This window comes from Cupriavidus sp. 22TCCZM01-5, assembly GCF_057798915.1.
This window is the reverse complement of the sequence record NZ_JBYOJR010000008.1, coordinates 134,151-160,984: the sequence shown is the minus strand read 5'-3', so window position 1 is coordinate 160,984 and position 26,834 is coordinate 134,151. Positions and strand designations below refer to the sequence as shown.

Sequence of the window (26,834 nt, the reverse complement as noted above, 5' to 3'; positions counted from 1 at the left end):
TGGCAAGTTCGCGCGTGTCTTACATCGCCGCGCGCAGGCCGACGAAGAAGCGCCGCCCCGGCGCCGGCTCGAAATAGCGGCCGTTGGCTTCGTTGACGATCACCGAGCCGATGTACTTGCGGTCCGTGATGTTGTCGACGCGGCCGAACGCGAACAGCTTCGTCTTGCCGATTCGGAATTCGTAGCCCGCGCGCAGGTTGAAGGTGGCATAGCCGGGCGCGGCCTGGGTGTTCAGGTCATCCGCATAGATCAGGCTGTCCACGTGCATTTCCGCGCCAAGCACGAGCGGCGGCAGCGGCCGCCATGCGACATCCAGGTTCAGGCTGTGGCGCGCCGTGCCGGGCAGACGGTTGCCGGCCCTGACGGTCTGTCCCTGCGCATTGAGAAACGATTCGCCGAAGTAGGCGGACAGGTAGGTGTAGGCCAGGCCGGCCTCGAACCGGCTGCCCGCGGTGCCGTCGGCCGATGAACCCACCTGCGCGCCAAAGCCGCCGCGCCAGGCCAGCTCCAGGCCGCGGCGGTGTACGCCATTGACGTTCTGGTAGACGGTGCGGCCGGCGTTGTTGGACAAGGGCACGACTTCGTCGTGGCTGTCGGCGTCGAACAACGCCGCTTCCAGCCGCTGGCGCTGCTGCTGCCACTTGACGCCGATCTCGCCCTGGTGGCTGGTGGACGCCTGCAGGCCGAGGTTGCTGCCGACGCCGCCCGGGCCGTAGGCCACCTCGGTTAGCGTCGGCGACTCGAAGCCCTTGCCGAGATTGGCGTAGACGTTCAGCGTATCGAGCGCATGCCAGACCATGCCCAGCACCGGGCTGACGTTGTTGTAGGTGGTGGAGCCGCTGTCGTCCGGGCTCGCGGCGGTAATGAAATGATCGTCGATGCTCAGCTTCACGCGGCTGGCACGCACGCCGCCCACGAGTTCCCAGGACGGATGGAAGGTCCAGTCGAACTGCGCGAACGCGCCGACGTCGCTGGCCTTGTCGGTTTCGTCGCGGCGCAGCGCGCCCTGGGTGCCGTTGTTGTTGACGAATCCAGTGCGGCCGTCGCGCATGCCGTTGGCCTCGACACCGGCGGTCCATCGCAAAGGCAGGCCGCCGGCGGTGGTACGCCGGGTCCATGACAGCGCCGCGCCGCCGTAGGTGCGGTCAAGGTCGACGATGCCGCCGGATGAACTCGCGGCAATACCGCTCATGCCGAGCCGCTGGTTGAGCTGGCGCGTGCCGGCATAGAGCCGGCCCTGCAGGCTGTCCGCCTCTGTCAGCTTGTGATCCACGACCACGCCGGCCTGGGTCTGTTCGACGGTCTTGCCGGTGTCGAACTGCGTGGCGGCCGGCACGGCCTGGCGCGGATTGGCATCGGCCTGTGCGCGCGTCAGGCCCAGCGGGTCTTGCGCCAGCGGCTGGTTGAAGTAATTGAACTGGCCGGTCACGCGCGTCGCGTCGGTCGGCTGGGCCACGACCTTGGCATTGAGCTGATAGCGGCGCGCGGCACTGTGGTCGCGGTAGCCGTCGGTCTGGTAGGTCCAGGCGTCCAGCGTGCCGCCCAGTTTCTCGTTGCCGCCACCAAGCGCCACGCCGGCCTGCCACTGGCCATCGGAGCCGAATCCGGTCGAAGCGCGGCCGGTGAAGCCGTCCCTGGGCGGATCGGGCGTGAATACCTGCACCACGCCGCCCGAGGCATTGCCATACATCTGCGCGAACGGGCCGCGCAGCACCTCCACGCGGCTGGCGTTGGCAAGGTCGGCGGTGGCGGTCTGGCCCTGCCCGTCGGGCATGGTCGCCGGAATACCATCCACATACATCCGCACGCCGCGCACGCCGAAGGTCGAGCGCGTGCCGAAGCCGCGCACGGAGAGCTGCAGGTCTTGCGAATAATTCTGGCGGTCGCGTATCGCCACGCCGGGCACGCCGGCCAGCACTTCCGACAGGTTCACGAGCGGCGAGGCCGCGCGCAGCGGATCGACCGGGACGCTGTCCACCGCGGCAGGGGCGTCGAACCGGCGCTGCTCGCTGCGCGATGCGCTGACCACGACATCCGGCAGCGCCACATCCGGCTCGCTGGCCATCGCCTTGCCGCTGGCTGCCATGCCGGCCAGTACGCAGATCGCAGACGCCGCTGTATGCCGCGCCATGCAGTGCCGCATTGCCAGGTTCTGCTTGCCGCCTGTTGTCATCGTTTGAGAGCGGTTGCGGGCTGGCGCGGTCGTGGAATCCATCCGGCGCCGGCTTGGGTGGATGCGGGATAACTTTATATGGTCCGCGCCGGATTTGCCATGCCGCGAAGGGACGTGAAGGCCCTTTTCCCGATCCGGCCACAGTTCATCAAATATTTTCAATAATTCCTTTCCATCTGATCCACCATAGGCCTTCGTCACGTGCCTAGACTTCTCTCAACGGCAGCACACATTTTGCAACATCGCCGTCAAATCAGATTCAATCCATTTGTTTATTGAGTGAGGCAAGACACCATGAGCATCGATCAAACCCGCGTCGCCATCGTCTATCACAGCGGCTATGGCCACACCGCCAAGCAGGCCCAGGCTGTTGCGCGCGGCGCCGGCAGCGTGGAAGGCGTGGAAAGCCTGCTGATCAGCGTCGATGAGATCGACCAGCACTGGGATACGCTTGAGCAGGTCGACGGCATCATCTTCGGCGCGCCGACCTACATGGGCAGCGCCTCGGCCCAGTTCAAGGGCTTCATGGACGCAACCTCGCGCAATGTCTTTGCCAAGGGCGGCAAGTGGGCGAACAAGGTGGCGGCCGGATTTACCAATGCGGCATCGCGTTCGGGCGACAAGCTCGCCACGCTGCAGCAGATCTCGATTTTTGCCGCCCAGCACGGCATGCACTGGGTGAATCTGGGCCTGCCTCCGGGCCACAACAACTCCAAGTCGACCGAGGATTCGCTGAATCGCCACGGCTTCTTCCTCGGCGCTGCGGCGCAGTCCAACGCCGATGAGAGCGCCGACGTGGTGCCGCCGCTGGCAGACCTGCGTACCGCCGAGCACCTGGGCGCACGCGTTGCCGAAGTGGCACAGCAACTTGCCGCGGGCCGGCGCGCGCTCGCCACGCTGAAGCTAGCGGCCTGATGAGATACAAAGCGCAACCTTCTGGTTGCGCTTTGTCGTTTGGTTCCCTAATATGCAACCATGCAGTTGCATGTAACCTCATTCAGGGGACCAGACATGACATCCTCCACGTCCTCCACGTCCTCCACGGACCGAATCGAACGCAGCATTCTGATCAAGGCACCTGTCGCCCGCATCTGGCATGCGCTTGCCGACGCCGAAACCTTTGGTAGCTGGTTTGGCGTGAAGTTTGACAGCGGCGTCGTCTTCGCACCCGGCACGCGCGCGCTGGGCCATGTGACCTACCCCGGATACGAGCACATCCCCTTCGACATCCAGATCGAGCAGATGGAACCGCAGCGGCTGCTGTCATGGCGCTGGCATCCCGCGGCCGTCGAACCCGGCCGTGACTACTCGAACGAGCCCACCACGCTCGTGGTATTCGAACTGAAGCCTGCGGAGAACGGCACACGGCTGACTGTCGTCGAATCCGGTTTCGACCAGATCCCGCCACAACTGCGCCTGGAAGCGTTCCGCATGAACAGCGGCGGCTGGGACGAGCAGATGCGCAACATTGCCAGCCATGTCGACAACGCCGCTTGAGGCGCTGCCCGACTTGCGGGTGCGCGCCTCGATCTTTGCCGCGCTCGGCGATGAAACCCGCCTGAGGCTGGTCGTGGCGCTGGGCGGGGGCGGGGCGATGTCCATTGCCCAGCTCACCGCGGGCAGTGCCATGACACGGCAGGCGGTCACCAAACACTTGCTCGTACTGGCCGAAGCCGGCCTGGTGCATGACGTCAAGGTGGGACGCGAACGGCTCTGGCAAGTCGAGCCTGCGCAAGTTGAGCTGGCGCGCCGCTCGCTCGAAGTCATCGCGAAGCAGTGGGACCATGCCCTGCTGGAACTGAAGGCCGCGGTCGAAGTGCCATCAGCGGCGTGACTTATCGTTCTGCGGCAGGAACCTGCCCGGAACGGCCCGGGGATGCGTGGCATGCCCGGCCACCCCCGGAGGCCTGCGCGTTGTGGCGAGCAGATATGAAGGCTTTATGACGCAATGTCCACAATGCCGAACTAACAGTGCCCTGAACTTCGCTTTTCTATCAGGCACCTCGATGCGAGCCGTAACGTTTTGGTAGGATTCAGTCTTTTCGAAGACCGGTGTTCCGAGTGCCCTGCGCTGTCCTGTGCCCCCGCCTTGCGATGATCGTGGTTGCGTCATGAGGCTGGACAAGATCAAGTCCCTGCTCGTCCCGCCGCTTGCCCAGGCTTGGGCTCGATTGCAACCGGTGCAGCGCCTCAAGTCCCTGCCATCGCTGCGGCGCCCGACCCGCCGGCAGGCGCTGCTTGGCGTGGCCGCCTTGCCGGCGGCGTTCCTGCTCTATGTACTGGTGCTGATCCCGTTCACGCCGGGCATCAGCGATATCCGCAAGGCCAGGTTCGAACGTCCCGCGCAGGTGCTGTCTTCGGACGGCAAGGAACTGGCCGTCTTCAAGTGGGCCAACCGCGAGTGGGTGAAGCTGTCGGAGATCTCGCCCTCGGTGGTCGACGCCCTGATCGCCACCGAAGACCACCGCTTCTACCAGCACCATGGGCTGGACTGGCGGCGTACCGCCTCGGCGGCGCTGCACACCTTCTCCGGCGACCGCCAGGGCGGTTCCACCATCACGCAGCAGCTCGCGCGCAACCTGTACCCGGACGAGATCGGCCGCGCGCCGACCATGACGCGCAAGCTCAAGGAAGCGATCACTGCATTCAAGATCGAGGCCCTGTACACCAAGGACCAGATCCTCGAGACCTACCTGAACACCGTGCCGTTCCTGTACAACGCGTACGGCATCGAGATGGCCGCACGCACGTACTTCGACAAGTCGGCCCGCTCGCTCGACGTGCTGCAGAGCGCCACGCTGATCGGCATGCTCAAGGGCAACAGCTACTACAACCCGGTGCTGAACCCCGAGCGCGCGCTCGAGCGGCGCAACACGGTGCTGGCGCAGATGGTCAAGCGCGGCCGGCTCGACGCCGTACGCTTCGAGCAGTTGAAGAAGCGGCCGCTGCGCATCGACTTCGAACGTCAGACCGAGCCGCCGGGCCCGGCGCCGCACTTTGCCCAGCAGCTGCGCAAGTGGCTGATCGGCTGGGCCGACCGCAACGGCTATGACATCTATGCCGATGGCCTGGTCGTGCACACCACCATCGACGCACGCCTGCAGGCGCTGGCCACGCAGGCCGTCACCGCGCAGGGCAACCGGCTGCAGTCGATCGCCAATGCCGCCTGGGCGCCGCGCGCCGGCTGGGCCGCCAGCAAGGATCTGGTCCAGGCCTTCGTGCGCGAAACGCCCGAGTACCGCACCGCCGTGGCCGCCGGCACGCCGCCCGAAGACGCGCTCAGGCACCTGCTTGCCGATGCGTCGTTCATGCATGCGCTGCGCCAGCAGAAGACGCGCATCCAGGCCGGCTTCATCGCCATCGATCCGCGCACCGGGCAGATCCGCGCCTGGGTCGGCAGCCGCGACTACACGCAGGACGCGTTCGACCACGTGCAGAGCGCGCGCCGCCAGCCGGGCTCCACATTCAAGCCCTTTGTCTATGGCGCCGCTTTCGAGCAGGGCAAGACGCCCGACGACACGCTGGTGGACCAGCCCGTCGAGATCCAGCTCGCCGGCGGCGAAGTCTGGCGCCCGACCGACGAAGGCCGCCCGAGCGGCCGCGCCATGACGCTGCGCGACGGCCTGGTCTATTCGCGCAACACCATCACGGCCCAGCTCATGCAGGAAGTCGGCCCTGCGCGCGTGGCCAGGCTAGCGCGCGCGATGGGTGTGCGCGACAGCAAGCTCGACACGGTGCCGTCACTGGCGCTGGGCACGAGCCCGGTCACCCTCAAGGAAATGGTGGCGTCCTACGCCACCATCGCCAACGCGGGCGAATACATCGCGCCCACCATGGTGACGCGCATCGAAGACCGCGACGGCAAGATCCTGCAGGAATTCCAGCCGGCGCGGGCAGAGCGCGCCCTGCCCGCGGCCACCACGCAGACCCTGCTCGACGTGATGCGCGACGTGATCGACCGCGGCACCGGGGCCAGCATCCGCTCGCGCTTCGGCATCCGCGCCGACGTAGCCGGCAAGACCGGCACCACGCAAGACAATGCCGACGGCTGGTTCATCCTGATGCACCCCGAACTGGTGGCCGGCGCATGGGTCGGCTTCAACGACAGCCGCGTCACGCTGCGCAGCGACTACTGGGGACAGGGCGCCCATAGCGCCCTGCCGATCATCGGGGACTTCTATCAGCGCTCGCTGCGCACGCGCATCATCGATGGCCGCGCGCGCTTCGCCGAGGAGCAGGAGTCCAGCATCTTCAGTGCACTGGCCACGCAGGTGCGCGGATGGTTCACGCGCCTGTTCGGCGGGACAGCGTCGCCCGACACACGCCCCGCGCCGCGCCGCCCGGCGCTGCCGCCGCCGGAAGCGGACGTCACGCCGCAGCCACCGGCGCAAGCGGCCGCGGCCACGGAAGCCTCGGACGCCGCGGCCGGCATGGCGCTCGATCGCGGCGAAGTCGTCGTCGCCGCACCGGAACAGGCGCCCCTGGAGTCGCCCGACCCAGCGACCGTCACGGCACCCGCACCTTCCGCCGCGCCGGCCCAGCCCCCTGCGGCACCGCCGGCAGCGGCGCCGGCCGCTCCTGCCCCTCCCGCCACCCCCGGCTGAAGATCCATGCGGCGCGCGTCGGGGATGTCACCCCGGATGTGACCCCGGATGTGAACCGAACGCAGCTCGCCGTTTCCGCTGCCCGCCCCGAAGGCAGACCCGCCCTGGCAACAGCGCCCTTCGCTGCCTACATTGAATCCATCGTTGTTCGCGGGAGGGCACGGCCATGTCCAGACATCTTGCCGTGATGATGGTGCTGCTGGCGGCCAGCGGCGTGGCGCAGGCTGTCACCAAATGCCAGAACGGCAGCGAAACGCTCTACACATCGGCGTCCTGCCCGGCGGGCTACCGCAATGTCACGGGCACCATGCGATCGCATGTGATGACGGTCCCCGGCATCGCGAAGAACCAGAAGGCCGACCGCGCAGCGTCGGACATGCGCATGCAAGCGGCCGCCCAGAGCCAGGCCTGGCGCGAACGGGAGGAGGAGATGGACCTGCGCAGCCAGAACGCGTTCTGGAACCAGTGCCTCGTCATCGACTACCGCGTACGGGCAACCGAGCGCGCCATGCAGACCACCGAGTACTGGAGCTACGCCGACCGCTACCGCGAGCACGCAGATGCGTTGCGTGCGCTGCAGTACGGCATGGGCTGCCTGGGCTGAGACTGGCTTACCGGGCGTGCGTACACGCCTTGCGCATGGCGTGTGCGAAAACAGACGGTCAGCGCGGACGAACTTCTGCGTCATAGCACCTGTGGCCCGATCGTGGCCACCAGGCACCCCTGCCGTTGCAGGGATGCGTGAGATCCACATGACGAGGGGGCCCGAACATGAAGATCCGCCTAGCCTGCCTGGCCGCACTATCGGTGCTGCCTGTCACCGCCCATGCGCAAGCCAGCACCACGCCGTACAGCATCCTCGATGCCGGTATGGAGCACGTAGCCAGCGTGCCCGCCACCGGCGCGGGCGGCCGCTACGTCATGCGCGAATATTCGACAGACCTCCCGGCCGCGCGCTGGGGCTTGCGCGATGGAAAAGAACCTGGCACCGGCCTGAAGACCTACGTCGCGATGGAAAGCGGCACCTATGCCGACTTAGGCAACACGACTCAGGCCAACCGCGCCAGCGTCGGCGCGGCCTATGCACTGGGCCCGGCCCGGGCCGTCGCCGGCTACCGCTGGTCGTATGACAGCTTCAGCACCGTTGCGCTGCGCAGCAACCTGTACTGGCTTGGCGTGCAATACCAGGTCACGCCGGCGATCCAGCTGGGCGGCGCGGCCTACTACAACGATGCCGCCGGCAATTCGGGCGATCCGTACAGTTTCATGCTGACCGGGTCCTATGCCTGGTCCAAGCGCACCGATGTCTATACCGTGCTTGGCTTCGCCCGCAGCCGCAACGGCCCGGCCATGGGACTGACGGGCTTCGGCCCGTCACTGAATCCGTATGCGACGGCGCTGTCGGGGCCAACCGAGCAAGTCGGCGCCAGGGAGAACCAGATCGGCGCGGTGATCGGGCTGCGGCACAGGTTCTGACGCGACGATCGCCACAGCACCACGGGGCGCTGTGGCTTTCCGGCCTTGCCGGCGCGGATGACTAGAATCGCACCACGACCAGCATGCCGTAGAACAGGACGGCCAGGAACAGCGTCTCCAGCACCATCAGCGCCACCGGCTTCCAGCCTACGGACAGGATGTCCTTGAGGTGCGTCTTCATGCCGATGGATACCATGGCCATGACCAGGCACCATTGCGAGGCGAACTGTCCCGCCTTGACCAGTGCCGCCGGCAACCAGCCGGTGCTGTTGATCGCCACCAGCACCGCAAACGCCACCGCGAACCATGGCAACAACGGCGGGCGCTTGCCCGTGCCGGCTTCCCCCTGTGCGCGCTGATGCCGCTGCGACAGCCATGCGGCCAACGCGATCACGGGCAGCAGCATGGCCACGCGCATCAGCTTGATCAGCGTAGCCGCATCACCGGCTTCGTGCGAGATGCTGTAACCGGCACCCACGACCTGCGCCACATCATGGATGGTGCCGCCGATAAAGGCACCGGCCTGCAATGCCGGCAGCGCCAGCACTTGCGCAAGCATCGGGTAAAGCACCATCGCTACCGTCGATAGCGTGCTGACCGAGATCACCGTGAACAGCGTCGCGCGCTCCTTCAACGGATGCTGCGGCATGGCCGCGGCGAGGGCCAGCGCCGCGGAGGCGCCGCAGATGGCAACGGCCCCGCCGGTGAGCAAGCCGAAGAAGGTCTGGAACCCCATCAGCCGCGCCAGCACGATGCCGCACAGGATGGTCAGGCCTACCGCCAGCACGACCATGGCAACGGAGTGCCAGCCGAGCGCGGCGACCTGCGAGGCGGTGATGCGCAATCCCAGCAAGGCCACGCCCAGCCGAAGCACCTGCTTGGCGCTGAAGTCAATGCCGGCAGCGCTGGATGGCTCCTTGGACAGGAAATTCAGCGCCATGCCCAGCAGCAACGCGAACAGCATCACCGGTGCGTGGTAATGGTCGGCAAGCGACATGGCTGCGATGGTCACTACCGCGCTGATGACCATGCCTGGCAGATAGCCGCGCAATGTGTTCAGCGAGGTCGGATTCAGAAATCTTGCGGACATGGCTGTCTCTCCGGTACATCGGTGTGGGGCGGCCTGTCCTTGCGGGAGGCTTCTGGTTGAATTTGCCGAAGCTGACCTTCCGGCATGATTGCAAGCGGGGGCAATGACATCCGGCTATCAAAGCGTCCGGCACGACCGGATGGCGGCCTCGGCAAATTCCCGGTCGCTTTGCGGTGTCCCCATCCCGGCGAGCGGTGCGTTCGCCGCCCGCCTTGTTGCCTTGCCATGCCGGTGGTGAAGCCACTGGTGCAAGCAACAGGGGATCTTGACGCGCAGTGCCGACAAGATCTCGCGGGCCACGACTAGGGATTTGCGCATGCTCGGGTCTTTCCTGAATCACCTGGCGTGCGCGATCGGGTCGATCGGCCGGGATCCAGGTCAAATTGCTTGCTGTGCCGTCAATGTAGGCAAGAATTCGCCACTGCGCTTTGCATTGCCTGCGGCAAGCTTGACATTTGGCGCCAGCGATCTCGCCGGCAATGACTCACAGCGGTCCAGGAAGTGTTTTCAGGCCGACCCACAGCACACCGATCACCACATTGACCGGCACGATGAGCACGCCGGGCACGTAGAAGATCGCTGACAGGCCAGGGGCGCTCAGCATCTGTTCGACCGCTCCGCCCATGGCAAAGAAGAAAATCCCGCACCAGAACCAGCGCCGCATATAGGTCAGCAGCCAGTGCGCGTGCCTCTGGTTGAAGCGCCAGGCGGCGGAGCGTTCCAGCAGATTGCCACTGCTGGCGTCCTTGTACAGCCAGTCAAAGAAGAAGTAACGGTACAGCAGGGTGCGAAAAAGAAGTTCTCGCATAATTACCGAGTCTAGCAACTGCGTATTACCTGGGCGCGAGGCGGGACGGCAGTGGAGGCTTTTACGCCATGCCCGATGCGTTCGGGCAAGGCATGCGCCGCTTCGTTGACCGTCCGCCGCCCTGGAACTAACCCATGATATTCACCCCGCCATCGACATACAACGTCTCGCCCGACAGCCGGCGGGCATAGGGGGTGGCAAGAAATGCGCAGGTGAATCCGACATCCATGATGTCGACCAGCTCGCCCAACGGTGCGCGCTGCGCAGCATCGGCGAGCATCAGGTCAAAATCCTTCAGGCCCGATGCGGCCCGGGTCTTGAGCGGGCCGGGCGATATCGCATGCACACGTATTCCCTGGGGCCCCAGTTCATAAGCCAGGTAGCGCGAGGCCGCCTCAAGCGCAGCTTTCACCGGCCCCATGACGTTGTAGTTGGGCACGACCTTGTTGGCACCGTAGTAGCTCATCGTGAACATCGTGCCGCCGTCCCGCATCAGCGGCGCAGCCAGCCGCGCCATCCGGACGAAGGAATGGCAGGAAACATCCATCGCCTTGGCGAACCCTTCGGCTGAACAGTTAAGCAGTCCCCCCTGGAGGTCGTCTTTCGGCGCCCAGGCTACCGAGTGCAACAGGATGTCCAGCTTGCCCCACTTGTCCTCGATCTCCTTGAACAGCGCTTCCATCTCGGCCTCGCTGGAAACGTCGAGCGGCAGGAAGATCGGCGCCTCGAGCTCCTGCGCCACGGGCTCCACATACTGCCTGGTCTTGTCATTGGCATAGGTGATCGCAACTTCGGCGCCCAGGTCGTGAAAGGCCTTGGCACAGCCGTAGGCGATGGAGTGCTCATTCGCGATGCCGCAAACCAGGGCCTTTTTGTCGGCCAGGACCGGCTGTTGTATCTGGACTGTCATCTCGCCCCCCTTTGAAGATAGATGGTCTTCATCACGCCCCCGCGTCGATCAATGCCTTCGTATGCCTGGCAATCATCAATTCTTCATCCGTCGGGATCACCCATACCGCAACCCGTCCGGATGCCTCGCTGATGCGCGTGGCGCCACTGTCATTGGCCGCAGGATCGACTGTTACCCCCAGCCAGGCCGCCTGACGGCACACGCGTTCGCGGATCAGCGCGGCATGCTCGCCAATCCCCGCGGTGAAGACCAGTGCATCGAGTCCCTGCGCGGCCGCGGCCAGCGACCCAAGCTCGCGTCCGATCCGGTACGTATACAGCTCTACGGCAAGGCGCGCGCGCGCATCGTCGCTGGCGAGCAGCACGCGCATATCGCTCGAGATGCCGGAGACGCCGAGCAGGCCGGACTTGCGGTAGACGAGGTCCTCGATGTCGCGAGCGTCCATGCCGAGCTCGCTGATCAGGTACAGGATCACGCCCGGATCGAGGCTGCCGCAACGCGTACCCATCGGCAAGCCGTCGACCGCCGTGAACCCCATCGTGCTGGCCACGCTGCGTCCGGCCACGAGTGCGCACATGCTGCTGCCATTGCCAAGGTGGGCCACTACGGTGCGGCCGGCCCCAGCCCGGGCGTCAATACCGGGGAGGACGCTGGCGATGTACTCGTAGGAAAGACCGTGAAAGCCGTAGCGACGAATGCCGCGCTCAGTCATCGAAGCCGGCAGCGCAAAGGCCTGGGCGATTTCTGGCTGCGCCCGGTGGAACGCGGTGTCGAAGCAGGCCACCTGCGGCAGTTCCGGGCGCCTTTCGGCGAGAATCCGGATCGGCTTGAGGTTGTGCGGCTGGTGCAGGGGTGCCAGGGGGCAAAGCGTATCCAGCTCTGACAGGAGTTCTGCGCTTACTTTTTCCGGCTGCGCGAAGCGTACGCCGCCGTGCACCACGCGGTGCCCGACCCCAACCAGCGTATGGCCTTCTCCGTGACCTCGCAGGAAGTCCGCGAGGAAGGCAACGGCACCGCCATGTCCCAGCTCGGTCCCGTCGCCCCACTGCCTGGCCTCGACTTCCGTGCCCGAGGCGTCCGAGGCGCGAAAGCTCGGCGATGTGTAAAGGCCGTCGAGACTGCCGCGCAGTACCAGCTTGAGTGCGGCGCCCTGCGCATCATATGCGCAGTACTTCAGGCTCGACGAACCTGCGTTCAGTACAAGGATCACATCGGCCATGTCGTCACCCCTGTACCTGACCGGATTCCCGGCGCGCTTTCGCCACCAGCGCCGCCACCGCGCATGACGCCAGGCGCGTCATGACTGCATCGGCGCGGCTGGTCAGGATGATGGGTACCCGCGCGCCCAGCACGATGCCCGCGGCATCGGCACCGGCCAGGAATGTCAGGCTCTTGGCGAGCATATTGCCGGCATCCAGGTCCGGTACCAGCAGCACGTTGGCGCGCCCGGCCACCGGTGAGTCGATCTTCTTGATGCGCGCGGCGTCCAGGTTGATGGCGTTGTCCAGCGCAAGCGGCCCGTCGACCACCGCACCGGTTATCTGGTGCCGGTCGACCATCTTGCACAGCGCGGCCGCCTCGATGGTGGACGGTACCTTGGGATTGACCGTTTCCATGGCCGACAGGATCGCAACCCGTACTTCGCCGACCTGAAGCGCATGCGCCAGGTCAATAGCGTTCTGGAGGATATCCGCCTTCTCCTCCAGCGTCGGTGCGATGTTGACCGCGGCGTCAGTGATGATCAACGCGTCCTCGTGGCCGGGCACATCCATCACGAAGCAGTGGCTGATCCGCCGGGCCGTGCGCAAGCCGCTGTCACCCCTGACCACGGCCCCCATCAGTTCGTCGGTATGCAGGCTGCCCTTCATCAGGGCCTCGGCCTTGCCTTCGCGAACCAGGCGCACCGCGGCGGCAGCGGCGGCGTGGCTGTGCTCGGCATCGACGAGGGGATACGGGCTGATATCGATCTCGCTGGCACCGGCGGCCTCCTCGATGCGCTCGCGAGGCCCGACCAGGATCGGCGCAATCAGGCCCAGGCGCGCCGCCTCGACCGCGCCCTCCAGCGAACTCCGGTCGCAAGGATGGGCGACCGCGGTGGGTGTGGGCGGAAGAGACTTGCAGTAGTCGATCAGACGCTGGTACTTCTCGTGTTTGGCATTCACGGTCTTTCTCCTGTGTCACCAGGTTGCTGCGGGTTTCCTGTCAAGGGCCGGTACACGGCATTAGGACGCGCGCGCCAGTGGCACCGCGTTGCGGCGCGGGCGCTCGGGCTTGACCGACAGGACCGAACGGATACGCTCGAGCATCGCGGCCTGTTCGGGGGTCGGCTGGCTGCCGAGCACCCGCTCGTCAGCCCTGAGCTTCTCGGCGAGTGCCTGCAGGCGCTCGCGATCGGCGCTGTCGCGCAGAAGGAGCGGCAGCGTCTGAAGCGCCTGCTCCGGTGCGTACAAGGTGATGAGCTCCTGCTGGCCACGAATCCGGCGCCATGCTTCTGGCAGTAATTCCGGCAGCAGTTCCGCGTAGTCCGTCACCAGCTCCTTGCGCAACTCGAGCCTCGACAGCGGCAACGGCTCGCCCTGCCGTTTGAGCAGGCAGGCCATCCGGGCAAGTGCCTCGGCGTAGCCGCCCTGCTCGATCGATGCGAGCGCTGCCTTGACCTCCGGCAGTTCCCTTGGCTCGGTAACCGCTGGCCGACCGGCATGCGACGTCTTCTCCTGCGGAATCAACGAGAGCATGTTCGCGTACAGATTGAAGAAGGTGGCTTCCGTCATGGCATCGCGCACGGCACGATAGGCGTCGAGGCCCGCGCTGAGCATCTCCGCGCCGGCCTGCTCACGCTTGCGCAGCGGATGGTCGGCGTCCAGCGCCTGCCGGTTCGCCTTGACCGCATTGGCGGCGGTACCCAGCCAGGCCATCCACGGGTTCATGTCCGAGAACGCCCAGTTCTGCATCCGCAGCGGATGGAACTCGCGCAGCATCCGTGCCGTCGCCTCGTTCGACATGGCCTGCACGAACGGCTGGGCGAAGAGTTCATAGGCACGCTGGTTGAATTCGGACAGCGCAGCGACGGCTTCGAACGGCTTCTCGTCAGCGCGCTCGAAGCGGTTGAGCCTTTGCGCGATCTCTTCGAGCGAATGTTCGCGGAACTCGACCTCATACTCGACGCCGCCATTGGACTTGCGCTCGTGGATCACCATGCCGTAGAGCCCCGGAGGCAACAACTCGATGCTTCGCAGCACGGAAACAATCTGCGCATGCTCCTTCTGCGCGACCTTACCGGAGACGAAGATGCCGAGGTGGCCGATGTCCTGGTGCATCATCCCGACGATGACCTGCCCCCGGGCCTTGATCTCTTCAGTGCTGCCATAGACATCCACCACCCAGTTGAATGCCTGTTGCGGCGGAGTGATGTTGTCCCCCATCGAGGCAAACAGCACGATGGGAGCCTTGATGTCGCGCAGATCGAAGCCCTTTCCGCCGGCATCCTTGACGTCCCCGCTCCACAGCTTGTTGCCCACGAAGAGGTTGCGCGTGATCCATTCGATCTCTTCGCGGTTCATCAGGTAGTAGCCGCCCCACCAGTGTTCGAACTCCAGGAAGCGCGGCGGCTCGGTATCGGCCTTGCGGTACAGGTTGTAGTACTTGTCCCACAAGCTGTTGGCCGGATTCAGGTTCTCGAAATTCTGCACCAGCCAGGCACCATCGAACTTGCCGTTGCCCAGGTCAGCCGTCAGGGACGACAGCCAGGTCCCGCCGAGCAGGCCACCCGAGTAGCGCATCGGGTTGTCACCTTCGCCTTCGCTCCAGGCGCCGCCCCAGTAAGACATCGGCGCGCCGTTGATGACAATGGGCCCGGTGTCGTCCGGATCCGATGCGGCGAGCATCATGGCGGCCCAGCCTCCCTGGCAATTGCCGATGATGGCGGGCTTTTCACTATCAGGATGCAATGCACGCACCTTCCTGATGAATTGCTGCTCGGCCTCGCATACGTCCAGCAGCGTTTGCCCCGGCTCCGGGTCACGAAAGAAGATGACAAAGTAGACCGGGTGGCCTGCGCGCAATGCCACGCCGACCTGGGAGTCATCCTTGAAGCCGCCGATTCCCGGACCGTGGCCGGCACGCGGATCGATGATGACGTAGGGACGGCGGCCGTTGTCGACGGTAACGCCCGCTGGCGGTGTAATCCTCAGCAGCGCATAGTTGACCGGGCGGGCGAAGCTGCGGCCATCCAGCACGGTTTCGTAATCGAAGTGCAGGACCGGCTTGAGGCCCTGGACCGCATTCTCGACAAAGTTGTTGCCACGCTGCCTGATCGTGTCCCAGAACAGGATGGCACGCTGCATGCTGTCGACCGCGTAGGCATAGCAGTTCATCGGATCCGCGGGAGCGATCCAGCCAGCGGGCGTCGTCGCCTCTGCGGCCATCGCTTCCTGCACGCGATGACTGAACGCCTCCTGCGCATGCTTCAGGCGCTTTTGCAGCACCACGCCCGTCTTGACGCCCACTTCACGGGCGTGAGCCAACTTCTTTCCTGCGTCCATGCTGCCCTCCGCTAGAGAAGAACTGCTGCAAAACTCGGTTCAGAAAAGTCCATTCAGGAACACTGCGGCGACGCCGTGACCTGAGGTCTCTGCGGCAGACACCAGGAACCGGCACCGACGCGCCTGTTCCTGTCGGCAAACCATGCGACATCCGCCAACAGATCGGCTGTAAAGCCCGTGGGGCAGACATACACTGCTCCCCAGCGGACGAGAACGATTGGGATGAAAAGAGGTCTCGGCGGGTAAATCGATCACGCGGCGCCGGCGACGCCAGACGCTTTCACATCGGGCGCCATGTGACGTTGCTTTATTCCGTCCGAGTACACAACTCTATCCGGAACTTCCGGGCACCCCGACATGAAATCTTTCCTTGGTCGAGATAAGAAAAACTTTCTCGGGGAATGAGCCGGGCCGAGCACATCAGGCGAAACTGCCCTTCAGGAACCGCAGAGAAGTCTCTCCCAAACGGTGCGGCCACTGCGGAGGCTAAATAGATGCAGAGGCCGAACCGGTGGATGGAATAAATCCGGCCTTTCAACTGTCTATAAGATGAGGGCGCAAGCCCCACCGGCCGGGCGCGGACGGGGTCGGAGATACGTTGTACGGGGTATTCAGGCAATCAGACGATACAGAAGTGACGGGCGGTACGGGGCCCGCGTGACCCGGCTGTCCGGCAGCGGTGCGGGGAAACATCATGGACGGACGCCGGTTTTACAAGATCGCCCTGGCATTCGTGGCAGGGGCGGCGATGGCCGCCGGCGGTCAGACGCTGGCCGCCGGCCGTGGTGGTGGTGGTGGCGGCATGCACGGGGGTATGCGCGGGGGTATGCGCGGCGGCAGCTTTCACGGTCACGATGGCTTCCACCATGATGGCTTTCACCATGGGCATGGCCACGCCTTCTTCGTGGTAGGCGCCGGCTGGCCGGGCTGGTGGGGATACCCGTACTATGGCGGCTGGCCATACCCCGACTACTACGGTTACTACGCGCCCCCCGCGCAGTACATCGAAAAGGGCGATGTGTCAGACGGTGCATCGGCGAACGCGTGGTGGTATCGCTGCGACCAGCCAAGTGGCTATTACCCGTATGTCAAGACTTGCCCGGGCGGCTGGCAGACGGTGCCTGCCCAGCCCTCGTCCTGACGCCGGGGTACCGATGACGCCGCGTTCCGTTCCTCTCGTGACGGCGGCCATGCTGCTTGTGGCCGCCTGTACGGTAATGCCGTCGGGCCCCAGCGTGGTAGCGCTCCCTGGCAGCAACAAGACGCTTGCCCAATTTGTCGAGGATGACCACAACTGCCGCCAGTTCGCGCTGGGCCAGGTCGGAGGCGTGGGTTCGCATCCAGCCTCAGGCGCGGCGGCAGCGAACAGTTCAGCGGTCAGTACCGGCTATTCGGGCGGCTCAGGCGACAGTGCGCAGCACCTGTACGACGTTGCCTATATTCAGTGCATGTACGCCAGCGGACACCGGGTCCCGGTCTACGGGCCGACGCTCGCGGCGCCGCCCGCGACGCCACCGGCCGACTACAAGCCCACTTCCCCGCCGCCAGGGCCGCAAGGGAACACCCGCTGAGCGTTCTGGCGAACCGGGATTCCGCGGGGTGATCCACCCACCTTGTCTGCCTGGAGGACTTCGCCATGAAACCTGGCATCGACATGAAGGCAAAGCTCCTCTTCGCGGCGTGCCTGCTTGTCGCGACGATCGCCGCAGCCACCTGGTACTTGCTCTCCAGCAGCCGATACGCGACTTACCATGTCTATACCCGGGAGCCCGTCTCCGGGCTCATGGCCGACGCGCCAGTTGAATTCCACGGCATCGAAGTGGGGAAAGTCGATAGCGTCAAGCTCCTCAACGCGCAGACGGTGGACATCCTCGTATCCCTCGACAAGACCGCCCCGGTGACTGCGGCGACCGTGGCTACGATTACTTCGCGCGGACTGGCAACACGAGGATTCACCGGATACGTGTTCATTGCGCTCGAAAACGTCGGCGCCGATTCCGGGCAAGCGGTCGCACGACCCGGCGACCGTTATCCCGCCATCCCGGCGGCGCCGTCGAAAGTCGTGACGCTCGATACAGCCATCAGCCAGGTCAACGACAATTTCCAGGCCGTTACCGCGCTGCTCACATCGATTCTCGACGAGCGGACCATCGCATCGCTGAAGCAATCCGCCGATAGTCTGCAAAAAATCACTCAGGCGATGGCGGAAGATACCAGGAAGCTCGATGCCATCGTGGCCAATACCGAGCGTGCCAGCCATCGGATCGGGCCGCTCATGGAATCGACCCAACAAACGGTGCTGACGCTTCAGGGGCAGGTTCTGCCCGAATCCTACAGGGTGCTCGCCGACCTCGATAACCTGTCGAATTCCCTCACGGCCGTCACGAACCGGATCAACCGCGACCCGTCAATCCTGATCCGCGGGACGGCGCCGTCGCCCGGGCCGGGAGAGAAGCGATGACGCGGGCCGCGGCAATTGCCGCACTGTGCATCGCTTCACTTTCCGGATGCACCTTGTTCACGCCGGTAGACATCGACACAAAAAAATACGCCGTGAGCACCATCCCGGATGACCTTCCCGCCGAGCGGACGCATCCCGCGACGCTATTGGTGCTCGCTCCGGAGGCCGCACCGGCCTATGCCACGTCCCGCATGGCCTATACCACCCGGAAGTATCAGATCGCCTACTTCAGCCAGAACGAATGGGTAGACACACCTGCGCAGATGATGCAGCCGTTGATCATGGAAACACTTCGGCGCACCCACTACTTCAGCGCGGTCCTGTCTCCTCCCTATTCGGGTCGGCATACCTTCGTGCTTCACACAGAGATCGTCGAACTGGATCAGGATTTCACATCGGATCCCGCGGTGCTGCGGCTCACGGCGCGCTTCGATCTCCGGCAGGAGGCGACCAACCGGCTCATCACGGCAAAAGAGCTTTCGGTGCAGGTGCCACTCGCCGAACGAACGCCCTACGCGGGAGTCGTGGCGGCGAATGAGGCGATGGGAAGACTGTTGCGGGAGCTTTCCAGACTCGTGATCGAGAATGCGCACTGACAACCGGGACCCCGGTTCTAAGGGAGCATTCTGCGCAGGGTGTCATCCTTGAACACGATATGGTGCCGCAGGGCGGCACCCATATGGACGGCTAGCAAGAGAACGAGCGCGTATCCCAGCCATTTGTGGAGTTCGATGAACAGGCCGAACAGATGGTCGTTGCGGTGAATGAAATCGGGCAGTGTAAAAAGCCCAAAGAACGAAACCGGGATGCCGGCGGCCGACGACATCAGCCAGCCTGTCATCGGCATGGCGAACATCAGGCCATAGAAGCAAAGATGGACAAAGCGGGCGGCTACCATTTGCCATTCGGGCAGATGCTCGACGAGCTTCGGGAGCACCTGGGTGACACGCCAGCCCAGGCGCAATGCGAAGATGACGAAGGCCAGCAGTCCGAACTCCTTGTGATAGAGAATCAGCGTGATCTTCTTCGTGTCGAAGCCCGCATCCGGAAGTGCGGCCATGTAAAACCCCAGGGCCGCAAGCCCGATCATCAGAAGGGCCATTGACCAGTGAAGCACGATGGCGACAAGACCATAGCGGTCTTCGGTGTTAGCGATCGGGGCCATTGCTCGCATTCCACTCACCAATAGCATCGCCAGCTCTGACGAGTCTTGCCGTGCCGGCCAGCTCAACCGGATGATCGCACGTCGCAGGACGGTCGGCCAGATCGCGTCCTGTCAGGCGAACGCCGCGCTAAACCAGCCCAAGATCCGCCGTCCCTCCCCCGGGAAACACCTGCGCCAACCGCGCATCGTCCAGGCCGTACAGCCGGCGGAATATCCCACCCAGCATGGCGCGGTACTCATTGAGCACCGGGTAGTCGCGATTCTGGTTGAGCGTGCCCGGCTCAACGGCCACCTGTTCGCCGGCGATGCGGCCGCCGCGCACGGCGCCGCCGGCGACCCAGTAGACCGTACCGTGGCCGTGGTCGGTGCCACGCGACCCGTTCTCGCGAAACGTGCGGCCGAATTCCGACACCACCACCACGGTGGTCTTGCCCCACGTCGGCCCCATCTCCTGTGCAAACCCGGCAAGCCCGCGTCCGAGATTGTCGAGCAGGTTCGCCAGCTGGCCCTGCGCGGCCCCCTGACCGGAGTGCGTATCCCAGCCACCGACGTCGACGAAGCCGAGGTTGAACTTGTCGCGCATCAGCCCCGCCATGCGGCGCGCCTCGACCTCGAAGCCACGCGCGCTCAGGGAACGGCGGTTGGCCGCCTGCATGTCCTGCATGCGCGCGGCCGCGCTGTCCATCGCGCCCGCCACGACGGCGCGGGCCTGCATCGCCTGCGCCTGCTCGGCTACGGTCTGGCGCAGTTCGAATCCTTCGTCGATCAGCGACTCGAAGCGCGTGCCGCGGTACATCTGCGCGAGCGCGTGTGTCTGCCGCGCGTCGAACGGCGTACGGCCCGTCCCCTTGAGCGAGACATTGGGCACGTCCTGGCTGCCGGACAGCACCAGGGGCAAGCCATCGGAGAAGGCCACCGGCGCCGCGCGGCCGCCCATCGACTGCGCCAGCCGGTTCAGGAAGCCACTGCCGCGCAGCGACGCCCGCTGTGACGCCGCTTCATGGCGGTCATCGCCGGTGCCCGACGCGCCGGATTCGATGCTGTCCTGGGTCTCGAAGTGGCTGCGCGACATGTCGTGGGTGCCGGCAAACGGCACAAAGGCGAGCTGCTGCTGGTTCCACAGTGGCAGCACGGTGTCGGCCAGGGCCGGGTGCAGCGCCCAGTCGCCGATGCCGCGGCGGCCACTATCTGCCGCAAAGGCCGGCGCCAGCGCGATGGCCGCCGCGGGATCGCGTTCGGCACCAGCGGGCACCGGCCGCCGGATGGCGATATTGGGCCGCGAGGCGTAGTAGAAATCGCTGCCGGCGGGCACCAGCACGCTGGCGGCGTCATAGGCGCCGCGCAGGAACACCAGCAGGAAGCGCGCGTCCGCCTGCGCCGGCAGCGCATAGACGCGCGACACCACCGCGGGCAAGGCCAGCGCCAGGCCGGCACTGCCCATTGTCTTGAGCCATTCCCGACGTTTCATCTCGAAGTCCTCGCGTCGTGTGCGTCGCCCCGATGGATCAGCGTTGCATCCATTCGGGCGAGCTGAGCAGCAGCGTGTTCCATTCGGCCTGTGTTTCCGCCTGCGCAAGCGACGCGCGCGTCTGCGGACCCAATGTCGCCTCGATGGTGTCGTAGTAGGCCTTGCCGGCAACCACGGGAAAGCGCGCGGGCCCCGGCGGGATATTGGCATCGCCCGCAAACAGCCCCGCCGGGCCCGAGCCGATGGCGCGCGCGATCTCGAAGCGCTTGACCATCTGCCCGGAACTCGCCCAGGCGCTTTCCGCCGCCGGGTAGCCGTCCGGCGTGACATGCCCGTAGAGCGGCTCGCCAAGCTGGTTCAGCCAGTTCATGACCGGCCGCAGGTTGCTGACGGTGCGGCCGTCGTAGGCCAGCCGCATCGACGCCATCACGAAGGCCATCGGGTCCCGGAACTTGCGGCCTGGCGCGTCCAGCACGCGGTCGAGCTCGGGCGACAGGAACATCGTCGTCAGCACCGCGGCAATGTCGCCATCGGTACGCCTGAAGGTGGCGGCCATGCGATCGACCAGCGAGGCCGGCGGGTTGTCCGCCACGAAATAGGCGGCAAGCTTCGCGCTGATGAAGCGGGCCGTGGCCGGCTCGCGCGTCAGGATCGCGACGGCGCGCGCGGCCTCGTCAAACCCGGCCGGCTCGATGCGCTGGCCGAGCAGCGTCTTGGCTCCAAAGTCGTGCCGGTTCGGGTTGAATTCGAACAGCCCGTCGCCGCGGTACAGCCCCGCGCGCGCCGGAGCGAGCCGAGGCGGCTCGCCGCGCGCGTTGATGCCGAAGCCCGTCAGCACGCGCGCCAGCTCCTGCACGTCCTGCTGGGTGTAGCGCGAGCCGCTGGGCCCGCCCGACACGCCCAGCGTATGCAGCTCCATCAGCTCGCGTGCGTAGTTTTCGTTGACGCGGTTGACACTGCTCTGCGTGTTGTCCAGGTACTCCAGCATGGCCGGCGCGGTCACGGTGGCCAGCACCAGGTCGCTGAACCTGCCAAGCGCGCGCGGCCGGATGGTACGTTCTTCATAGTCGGGCAAAGACCAGCGCACCTGCCCCTTGGCACCATAGACGCTGAAGTGGTTCATCCAGAACCAGGTCATCTGTTCGCGCAGCTGGGCCGGCGAATACAGCGCGCGCAGCAGGTGCCGGCGGCTGGTGTCGGCGATCGCCTCGCGCCCCTGCCGGTTGAGCGCTTCGCGGGCCTGCTGCCTGGCCATCTCGTCGGACAGGTCGGCGATGCGCTGGCGTTCCTCGCGCGCCGCGCGCGCACGCTCGGCAGCGGTGCCCTGCAGGTTTGGCAGCGCGGCAACGGCGGTGGCCACCGCGGGCGGGTCGGCGGCCGGCATGCGCAGTTGCTCTTCGAGGTAGCGCTTGCGGCCCAGCTCGCGCAGCCGGGCGATGCTGGCCTGGTCGGCACCAAAGCTCACGGTATTAAGCCAATGGAGGTCCGCCGCGCCGAGCGGGCCCGACGTGGCCGCAGGCTGCTGCGCGCAGGACACCAGCGCCAGCATGCCGGCCGCGGCCAGCAGCGTGGCCAGCACGCCGCGGATGCCGGCTCTGGCAGGAATCGTCTGCCGCCCAGGGATCATGCCTGGCTCCTTGTCTTGCGATGCAGGGACATGGCCATCTTACGTGGCGGGCGGGATGCCGGTTGACAGCAGCGCACCTGCGGCATGGTTACGAAAACTTTCACGCGGCCTGTCCGCGCGGCATATCATGCGCCGCCTGAAGCACACGGATGGCCAGGCCGATTGCCGGAATCGCCAAGACTTCCGCCACCTCGTCGCGTTACTTTCCGGGCATGCCGGCACCGCGGACCTTGTGCCGCCCGGCTCCGTCGACCCGATACCGGCCTCCGGGCCGCCTGCCCCTATGTCTCACCCCCAAGCTTCCAGCGGCTGGCTGCCCGGCCTTGCCTTTGTCCTGATCTGGTCCACCGGCTTTATCGTCGGCAAGGCCATCGTGCCGCTCGCCGACACCAGCCTGTTCCTGCTGGCGCGCTTTGCGCTGGCTGCGCTGATGTTCTGCATCGCCGCGCTGGCAGCGCGCGCCGCCTGGCCGGCGTGGCGCGAGGTGCCGCGCCACCTGCTGGCCGGGGCGCTGATGCAGGGCCTGTACCTGTGTAGCGCCTTCGGCGCGGTGGCGCACGGCCTGCCGCCCGCCGTGATGGCGCTGCTGGGCGCGTTGCAGCCACTGCTGACGGCACTGCTTGCCATTCCCCTGCTGCACGAGCTACCTTCCAGACGCACCTGGCAAGGCCTGGCGACCGGCGCTGCCGGCGTGGCGCTGGTGGTGGTGCCGGTCATGCAGGCCGGCGCCGGCCAGTCCCAGTCCGTATCACCCTGGGTCCTGCTGGCCGGGGCGCTGGCCATTGTCTCGATCACCATGGGAACCCTGCTGCAGAAAATGTCGATTGCCGCCTCGGACCTGCGCACCAGCGCTGCGTGGCAGAACGCCGGCGCCATGCTGGTGGCCGGCGTGGCCGTGTGGCTATCGGCCACGCCGCACTGGCAGCCGGAGCCGGTCCTGTGGATGGCGCTCGGCTGGGCGGCGCTGGGGATATCGGGCGCCGGCAGCTGGCTGCTGCTCGGCATCGTGCGGCGCGGGCAGGCGGCCAGCGCCGCGGCGCTGATGTTCCTGGCACCGCCGCTGGCGGCGGTGCAGGCATGGCTGCTGTTCGGCGACCGCCTGGGTCCGCTGCAGTGGCTGGGCATGGCCGTCGCCGGCGCGGGGGTCTGGCTGTGCCAGACGCGGGAAAGGCCGAGGCATGCCCCAGCCCGCTGAGCCGGCGCACGCTGGCCCCGTCCGCATCGCGAGTCCGCTGGTGGAGCCGCGCCGCTACCACCCGTGGCCCGCGGGGCACGCGCACGACCATCACCAGCTACTGTTTGGGCTGGATGGCGCCACCGAACTGGAGATCGACGGACATCTGTATCGGGTCGACCGCCACAACGGGCTGATCGTGCCGGCCGGCAGCCATCACGAATTCCTTGGGCTGGCGGGCAACCTGCAGGTGGTCGCGGATTTTCCCGGCGCATCGGTCGCACTGCCGGCGCGGCTGATGGAGCGGCCGCGCGCATTTGCGCTGGACGGCGCGCTTGGCACGCGCGTCCAGGCACTGGCGACCTGGCGCCCGGGTGGTGCCCGGGCAACGCATCGGAACTGGACGATCGCGGCCACGCTGGCCGGCGACCTTGCGGACGCCCTTGGCACGGCGAACGGACAAGGGGCCGCGAGCGCGTTCCCGGTCATGGCTATCGATGCCTACCTGCGTGCCAACCTGTCGTCGGCCTTGCATGCGGACCATCTGGCCGCGCGCTTCGGCTGGAGCGTACGCCGCTTCCACACGCTGTTCGCCGAAGCCTTCGGCGACACGCCCCACCGCTACCAGACGCGCTTGCGGCTGGACCGTGCGGTGCAACTGCTGGCTTGCAGCGGGCTGCCGCTGGCAGAGGTGGCGCTGGCTTCGGGCTATCCCGACCAGACCACCTTCACGCGCAGCTTCACGCGCCGCTTCGGCCAGCCGCCGGGGGCATGGCGCGCATCGGCGGGCGGCTTCAGTCCTCCGACGCCAGGGCGCGGTTGATGCGCAGCGCGAGCAGCGTGCAGACCGCACCGGACAACAGGTAGGCACTGACCGCGACCAGCCCGAACTTGACCGACAGCCCCAGCGCCACCAGCGGCGCGAAGGCCGCGCCGAACAGCCACGCGAAATCCGTGGTCAGCGCGGCGCCGGTATAGCGGTAGCGGCGTTCGAAGTTGGACGTGAGCGCGCCCGCCGCCTGGCCGTAGGACAGGCCGAGCAGGCCGAAACCGATCAGGATGAACAGGTCCTGCGCCACCGGCCCTCCGCCCATCAGCAGCGGCGCGAACAGCGCGAACAAGCCGATCAGCGCCGCCATGGTCCCAAGCGTCGTGCGGCGCCCGATACGGTCGGCGATGCGGCCCGAGACAATGGTGCCCACGATGCCGATGAACGCGCCGACCACCTGCACGCTCAGCACGTCGGTGATCGGCTGCGTCTGGTGCAGCTCCACCCAGGACAGCGGGAATACCGTGACCAGGTGGAACAGCGCAAAGCTGGCCAGCGCGGCGAACGCACCAAGGATGATGTTGTAGTCCTGCTTGCTGATGAGCTCCACGGTGCTGATCGGCTCAAGCTCGTCCTCGTCCATCAGCTGGGTGTACTCGTGCGTCACCACCAGCCGCAGCCGCGCGAACAGTGCCACCACGTTGATGGCGAAGGCGACGTAGAACGGATAGCGCCAGCCCCACTCCAGGAATTCGCCGCGGTCCAGGCTCAGGTTCAGGAACAGGAACAGCGAGCCGGCGACGATGAAGCCCGTGGGCGCGCCGAGCTGCCCCATCATCGCGTACCAGCCGCGCCGCTCGGGCGGCGCATTCAGCGCGAGCAGCGACGGCAGCCCGTCCCACGAACCGCCGAAGGCAATGCCCTGCAGCGAACGGAACACGGCCAGCAGCACGATCGCGGTATGGCCCAGCGTGGCATAGCCGGGCAGGAAGGCAATGCCCACCGTGGCCGTGCCCAGCAGGAACAGCGCCGCCGTCAGCTTGATGCCGCGCCCCCAGCGGCGCTGGATGCGCATGAACAGCGCCGTGCCGAACGGCCGCGCGACAAAGGCCAGCGCAAACACCGAGAACGCATAGAGCAGGCCTTCGAGCCGGTCCGCGAACGGGAAGTACACCGTGGGGAAGACCAGCACCGACGCGATGCCATAGACGAAGAAATCGAAGTACTCGGACGCCCTGCCGATCACGACGCCGGTCGCGATCTCCGCCGGCGCGACATGCGCGGCCCCTGGCGCGGGAGGTGCAGAAGGAGACGCACGATGCTGATGGGTCAGGCTGGCCATCCGTATACCTCCATGGGAGTAACGGGGCTAGTGAGGAATTTGCTCCCTGGCGATTAGCCCCTGAGCGCCTAAACTGCCATAGTTGCTCAGAACAGTCTAAGTCACGTACGCTTCAGCGTACAGGATGGCAACAGAGGACCCAAGCCTATGCGATCCGACCGTTCGACTCAGGCACTACCGCGCGCACCGCGCTGGATCCTGCTGGCTCCGGCAGCGGCCGCCCTGTGTGGATGCAGCATGGTGCTGATGTCGCCGAACGGCGACCTCGCGCTCCAGCAGCGCAACCTGATCCTCATCTCGACCGGGCTCATGCTGCTGATCATCGTGCCCGTGATCGTGCTGACGCTGCTGTTCGCCTGGCGCTACCGGGCCTCGAACACCGAAGCGCCATATAACCCCGACTGGGACCACTCCACGGTGCTGGAGCTGCTGATCTGGTCGGCGCCGCTACTGATCATCATCGCGCTGGGCGCGGTGACCTGGGTCAGTACCCACAAGCTCGATCCGTACCGGCCGCTGCAGCGGCTCGATGCGCAGCGGCCGCTGCCAGCCGATGTGCAACCGCTGACGGTCGAGGTGGTTGCACTCGACTGGAAGTGGCTCTTCCTTTACCCCGAGCAGGGCATTGCCAGCGTCAACGAAGTCGCCGCGCCGGTGGACCGGCCCATCCGCTTCCGCATCACGGCCTCCAGCGTGATGAACTCCTTCTTCATTCCGTCGCTGGCCGGCCAGGTCTATGCGATGCCAGGCATGGAAACCAAGCTGCATGCGGTGATGAACCAGCCCGGCGACTATGAAGGTTTCTCCGCCAACTACAGCGGCGCGGGTTTCTCGCACATGCGTTTCCGCTTCCACGGCCTGAGCCACGACGACTTCGACCGCTGGGTCCAGCGCGTAAAGAACAGCGGCACGCCGCTTTCGCGCGACGGCTACCTGCAACTGGAACAGCCCAGCGAGCGCGATCCCGTGCGCCACTACGCCAGTGTCGCGCCCGAGCTGTTCGATGCCATCCTGAACCGCTGCGTGCGCGCCGGACAGGTGTGCACGAAGGACCTGATGGCCATGGACGCGCGCCGCCAGCAGGGCGGCGCGCTGGGCGCCGTCTGCACGGCCAGCAATACGCCGAAGGCGCCGTTCGATCCGGCCGCCCCGTACAGCGAGCGCAGCGCGGTAGCGCTGCGGTAGCACAACCGGGACGCGAGCGTCCCGACAGAACCTTCACCCTG

The 26,834-nt window shown here is 66.1% G+C and carries 24 protein-coding genes; 13 read left to right on the top strand and 11 right to left on the bottom strand.

What is annotated here, in order from left to right:
* Nucleotides 1-19 precede the first annotated feature (19 nt).
* Nucleotides 20-2,215: a TonB-dependent receptor family protein gene (locus AC3FNH_RS10620; RefSeq protein WP_488720012.1), complete on the bottom strand. Its 2,196-nt coding sequence runs from the start codon at nucleotides 2,213-2,215 to the stop codon at nucleotides 20-22.
* 252 nt (nucleotides 2,216-2,467) lie between these two features.
* Here AC3FNH_RS10620 and AC3FNH_RS10615 point away from each other — a divergent pair, with 252 nt between their 5' ends.
* From AC3FNH_RS10615 to AC3FNH_RS10590, 6 genes are all read left to right on the top strand, one after another.
* The gene (locus AC3FNH_RS10615) at nucleotides 2,468-3,088 is read left to right on the top strand and encodes a flavodoxin family protein (RefSeq protein ID WP_488720011.1); all 621 of its coding nucleotides are present in this window, start codon (nucleotides 2,468-2,470) and stop codon (nucleotides 3,086-3,088) included.
* Nucleotides 3,089-3,184: 96 nt separating this feature from the next.
* Nucleotides 3,185-3,670 (top strand): SRPBCC family protein, encoded by a 486-nt coding sequence (locus AC3FNH_RS10610; protein ID WP_488720010.1) that lies wholly within the window; start codon nucleotides 3,185-3,187, stop codon nucleotides 3,668-3,670.
* The gene (locus tag AC3FNH_RS10605) at nucleotides 3,651-4,007 is read left to right on the top strand and encodes an ArsR/SmtB family transcription factor (RefSeq protein WP_488720009.1); all 357 of its coding nucleotides are present in this window, start codon (nucleotides 3,651-3,653) and stop codon (nucleotides 4,005-4,007) included. The genes AC3FNH_RS10610 and AC3FNH_RS10605 overlap by 20 nt, the downstream gene beginning before the upstream one ends.
* 277 nt (nucleotides 4,008-4,284) lie before the next feature.
* Entirely contained in the window at nucleotides 4,285-6,777 is a 2,493-nt protein-coding gene (locus AC3FNH_RS10600) for a penicillin-binding protein 1A (RefSeq protein WP_488720008.1), read from the top strand.
* Nucleotides 6,778-6,943: 166 nt separating this feature from the next.
* A complete protein-coding gene (locus AC3FNH_RS10595; RefSeq protein WP_276102219.1) occupies nucleotides 6,944-7,381 on the top strand; it encodes a hypothetical protein in 438 nt (145 codons plus the stop codon).
* 167 nt (nucleotides 7,382-7,548) lie between these two features.
* Nucleotides 7,549-8,253, top strand: a complete 705-nt coding sequence (locus AC3FNH_RS10590) for a porin (protein WP_276102220.1) — start codon at nucleotides 7,549-7,551, stop codon at nucleotides 8,251-8,253.
* Between the two features lie 61 nt (nucleotides 8,254-8,314).
* Here AC3FNH_RS10590 and AC3FNH_RS10585 read toward each other — a convergent pair whose 3' ends face one another.
* From AC3FNH_RS10585 to AC3FNH_RS10560, 6 genes are all read right to left on the bottom strand, one after another.
* Nucleotides 8,315-9,343 carry a YeiH family protein gene (locus AC3FNH_RS10585; RefSeq protein ID WP_276102221.1) on the bottom strand — a complete coding sequence of 343 codons (1,029 nt, stop codon included), beginning with the start codon at nucleotides 9,341-9,343 and terminating at the stop codon, nucleotides 8,315-8,317.
* Between the two features lie 484 nt (nucleotides 9,344-9,827).
* Nucleotides 9,828-10,151, bottom strand: a complete 324-nt coding sequence (locus AC3FNH_RS10580; protein ID WP_276103309.1) for a hypothetical protein — start codon at nucleotides 10,149-10,151, stop codon at nucleotides 9,828-9,830.
* Nucleotides 10,152-10,278: 127 nt separating this feature from the next.
* Nucleotides 10,279-11,061, bottom strand: coding sequence for an enoyl-ACP reductase FabI (gene fabI / locus AC3FNH_RS10575; RefSeq protein WP_276102223.1), 783 nt, complete (start codon nucleotides 11,059-11,061; stop codon nucleotides 10,279-10,281).
* A gap of 31 nt (nucleotides 11,062-11,092) precedes the next feature.
* Nucleotides 11,093-12,280 carry an acetate/propionate family kinase gene (locus AC3FNH_RS10570; RefSeq protein ID WP_276102224.1) on the bottom strand — a complete coding sequence of 396 codons (1,188 nt, stop codon included), beginning with the start codon at nucleotides 12,278-12,280 and terminating at the stop codon, nucleotides 11,093-11,095.
* 4 nt (nucleotides 12,281-12,284) lie between these two features.
* A complete protein-coding gene (locus AC3FNH_RS10565; protein ID WP_488720007.1) occupies nucleotides 12,285-13,223 on the bottom strand; it encodes a phosphate acetyltransferase in 939 nt (312 codons plus the stop codon).
* A 60-nt stretch (nucleotides 13,224-13,283) separates the two neighbouring features.
* Nucleotides 13,284-15,602 carry a DUF3141 domain-containing protein gene (locus AC3FNH_RS10560; protein WP_488720006.1) on the bottom strand — a complete coding sequence of 773 codons (2,319 nt, stop codon included), beginning with the start codon at nucleotides 15,600-15,602 and terminating at the stop codon, nucleotides 13,284-13,286.
* Between the two features lie 694 nt (nucleotides 15,603-16,296).
* Here AC3FNH_RS10560 and AC3FNH_RS10555 point away from each other — a divergent pair.
* The 4 genes from AC3FNH_RS10555 (at nucleotide 16,297) to AC3FNH_RS10540 (ending at nucleotide 18,659) form a co-directional block, all read left to right on the top strand.
* On the top strand, nucleotides 16,297-16,743 hold the full coding sequence (locus tag AC3FNH_RS10555; protein WP_276102227.1) for a hypothetical protein: 447 nt from the start codon (nucleotides 16,297-16,299) through the stop codon (nucleotides 16,741-16,743).
* A gap of 13 nt (nucleotides 16,744-16,756) precedes the next feature.
* A complete protein-coding gene (locus AC3FNH_RS10550) occupies nucleotides 16,757-17,173 on the top strand; it encodes a glycine zipper family protein (protein ID WP_276102228.1) in 417 nt (138 codons plus the stop codon).
* A 65-nt stretch (nucleotides 17,174-17,238) separates the two neighbouring features.
* Entirely contained in the window at nucleotides 17,239-18,063 is an 825-nt protein-coding gene (locus AC3FNH_RS10545; protein ID WP_488720005.1) for an MlaD family protein, read from the top strand.
* The gene (locus AC3FNH_RS10540; RefSeq protein WP_488720004.1) at nucleotides 18,060-18,659 is read left to right on the top strand and encodes an ABC-type transport auxiliary lipoprotein family protein; all 600 of its coding nucleotides are present in this window, start codon (nucleotides 18,060-18,062) and stop codon (nucleotides 18,657-18,659) included. The genes AC3FNH_RS10545 and AC3FNH_RS10540 overlap by 4 nt, the downstream gene beginning before the upstream one ends.
* A 17-nt stretch (nucleotides 18,660-18,676) precedes the next feature.
* On the opposite strand, the gene AC3FNH_RS10535 is transcribed toward AC3FNH_RS10540, so the two are convergent.
* The 3 genes from AC3FNH_RS10535 to AC3FNH_RS10525 form a co-directional block, all read right to left on the bottom strand.
* Complete coding sequence (locus AC3FNH_RS10535; RefSeq protein ID WP_276102231.1) at nucleotides 18,677-19,228, bottom strand: cytochrome b; 552 nt, start codon at nucleotides 19,226-19,228, stop codon at nucleotides 18,677-18,679.
* Nucleotides 19,229-19,355: 127 nt separating this feature from the next.
* Complete coding sequence (locus AC3FNH_RS10530; protein ID WP_488720003.1) at nucleotides 19,356-20,696, bottom strand: DUF1501 domain-containing protein; 1,341 nt, start codon at nucleotides 20,694-20,696, stop codon at nucleotides 19,356-19,358.
* A 37-nt stretch (nucleotides 20,697-20,733) separates the two neighbouring features.
* Entirely contained in the window at nucleotides 20,734-22,323 is a 1,590-nt protein-coding gene (locus AC3FNH_RS10525; protein WP_488720002.1) for a DUF1800 domain-containing protein, read from the bottom strand.
* A 283-nt stretch (nucleotides 22,324-22,606) separates the two neighbouring features.
* On the opposite strand from AC3FNH_RS10525, the gene AC3FNH_RS10520 reads away from it, so the two are divergent.
* Both AC3FNH_RS10520 and AC3FNH_RS10515 read left to right on the top strand, forming a co-directional pair.
* Complete coding sequence (locus tag AC3FNH_RS10520) at nucleotides 22,607-23,518, top strand: DMT family transporter (RefSeq protein WP_488720001.1); 912 nt, start codon at nucleotides 22,607-22,609, stop codon at nucleotides 23,516-23,518.
* The gene (locus tag AC3FNH_RS10515; RefSeq protein WP_488720000.1) at nucleotides 23,502-24,320 is read left to right on the top strand and encodes a helix-turn-helix transcriptional regulator; all 819 of its coding nucleotides are present in this window, start codon (nucleotides 23,502-23,504) and stop codon (nucleotides 24,318-24,320) included. Before AC3FNH_RS10520 ends, AC3FNH_RS10515 begins: the two co-directional genes overlap by 17 nt.
* On the opposite strand, the gene AC3FNH_RS10510 is transcribed toward AC3FNH_RS10515, so the two are convergent.
* Entirely contained in the window at nucleotides 24,292-25,608 is a 1,317-nt protein-coding gene (locus AC3FNH_RS10510) for an MFS transporter (protein WP_488719999.1), read from the bottom strand. The two genes, AC3FNH_RS10515 and AC3FNH_RS10510, sit on opposite strands and share 29 nt — an antisense overlap.
* A gap of 147 nt (nucleotides 25,609-25,755) precedes the next feature.
* Between AC3FNH_RS10510 and cyoA the strand changes: the two genes are divergently transcribed.
* A complete protein-coding gene (cyoA, locus tag AC3FNH_RS10505) occupies nucleotides 25,756-26,793 on the top strand; it encodes a ubiquinol oxidase subunit II (RefSeq protein ID WP_488719998.1) in 1,038 nt (345 codons plus the stop codon).
* Nucleotides 26,794-26,834 lie beyond the last annotated feature (41 nt).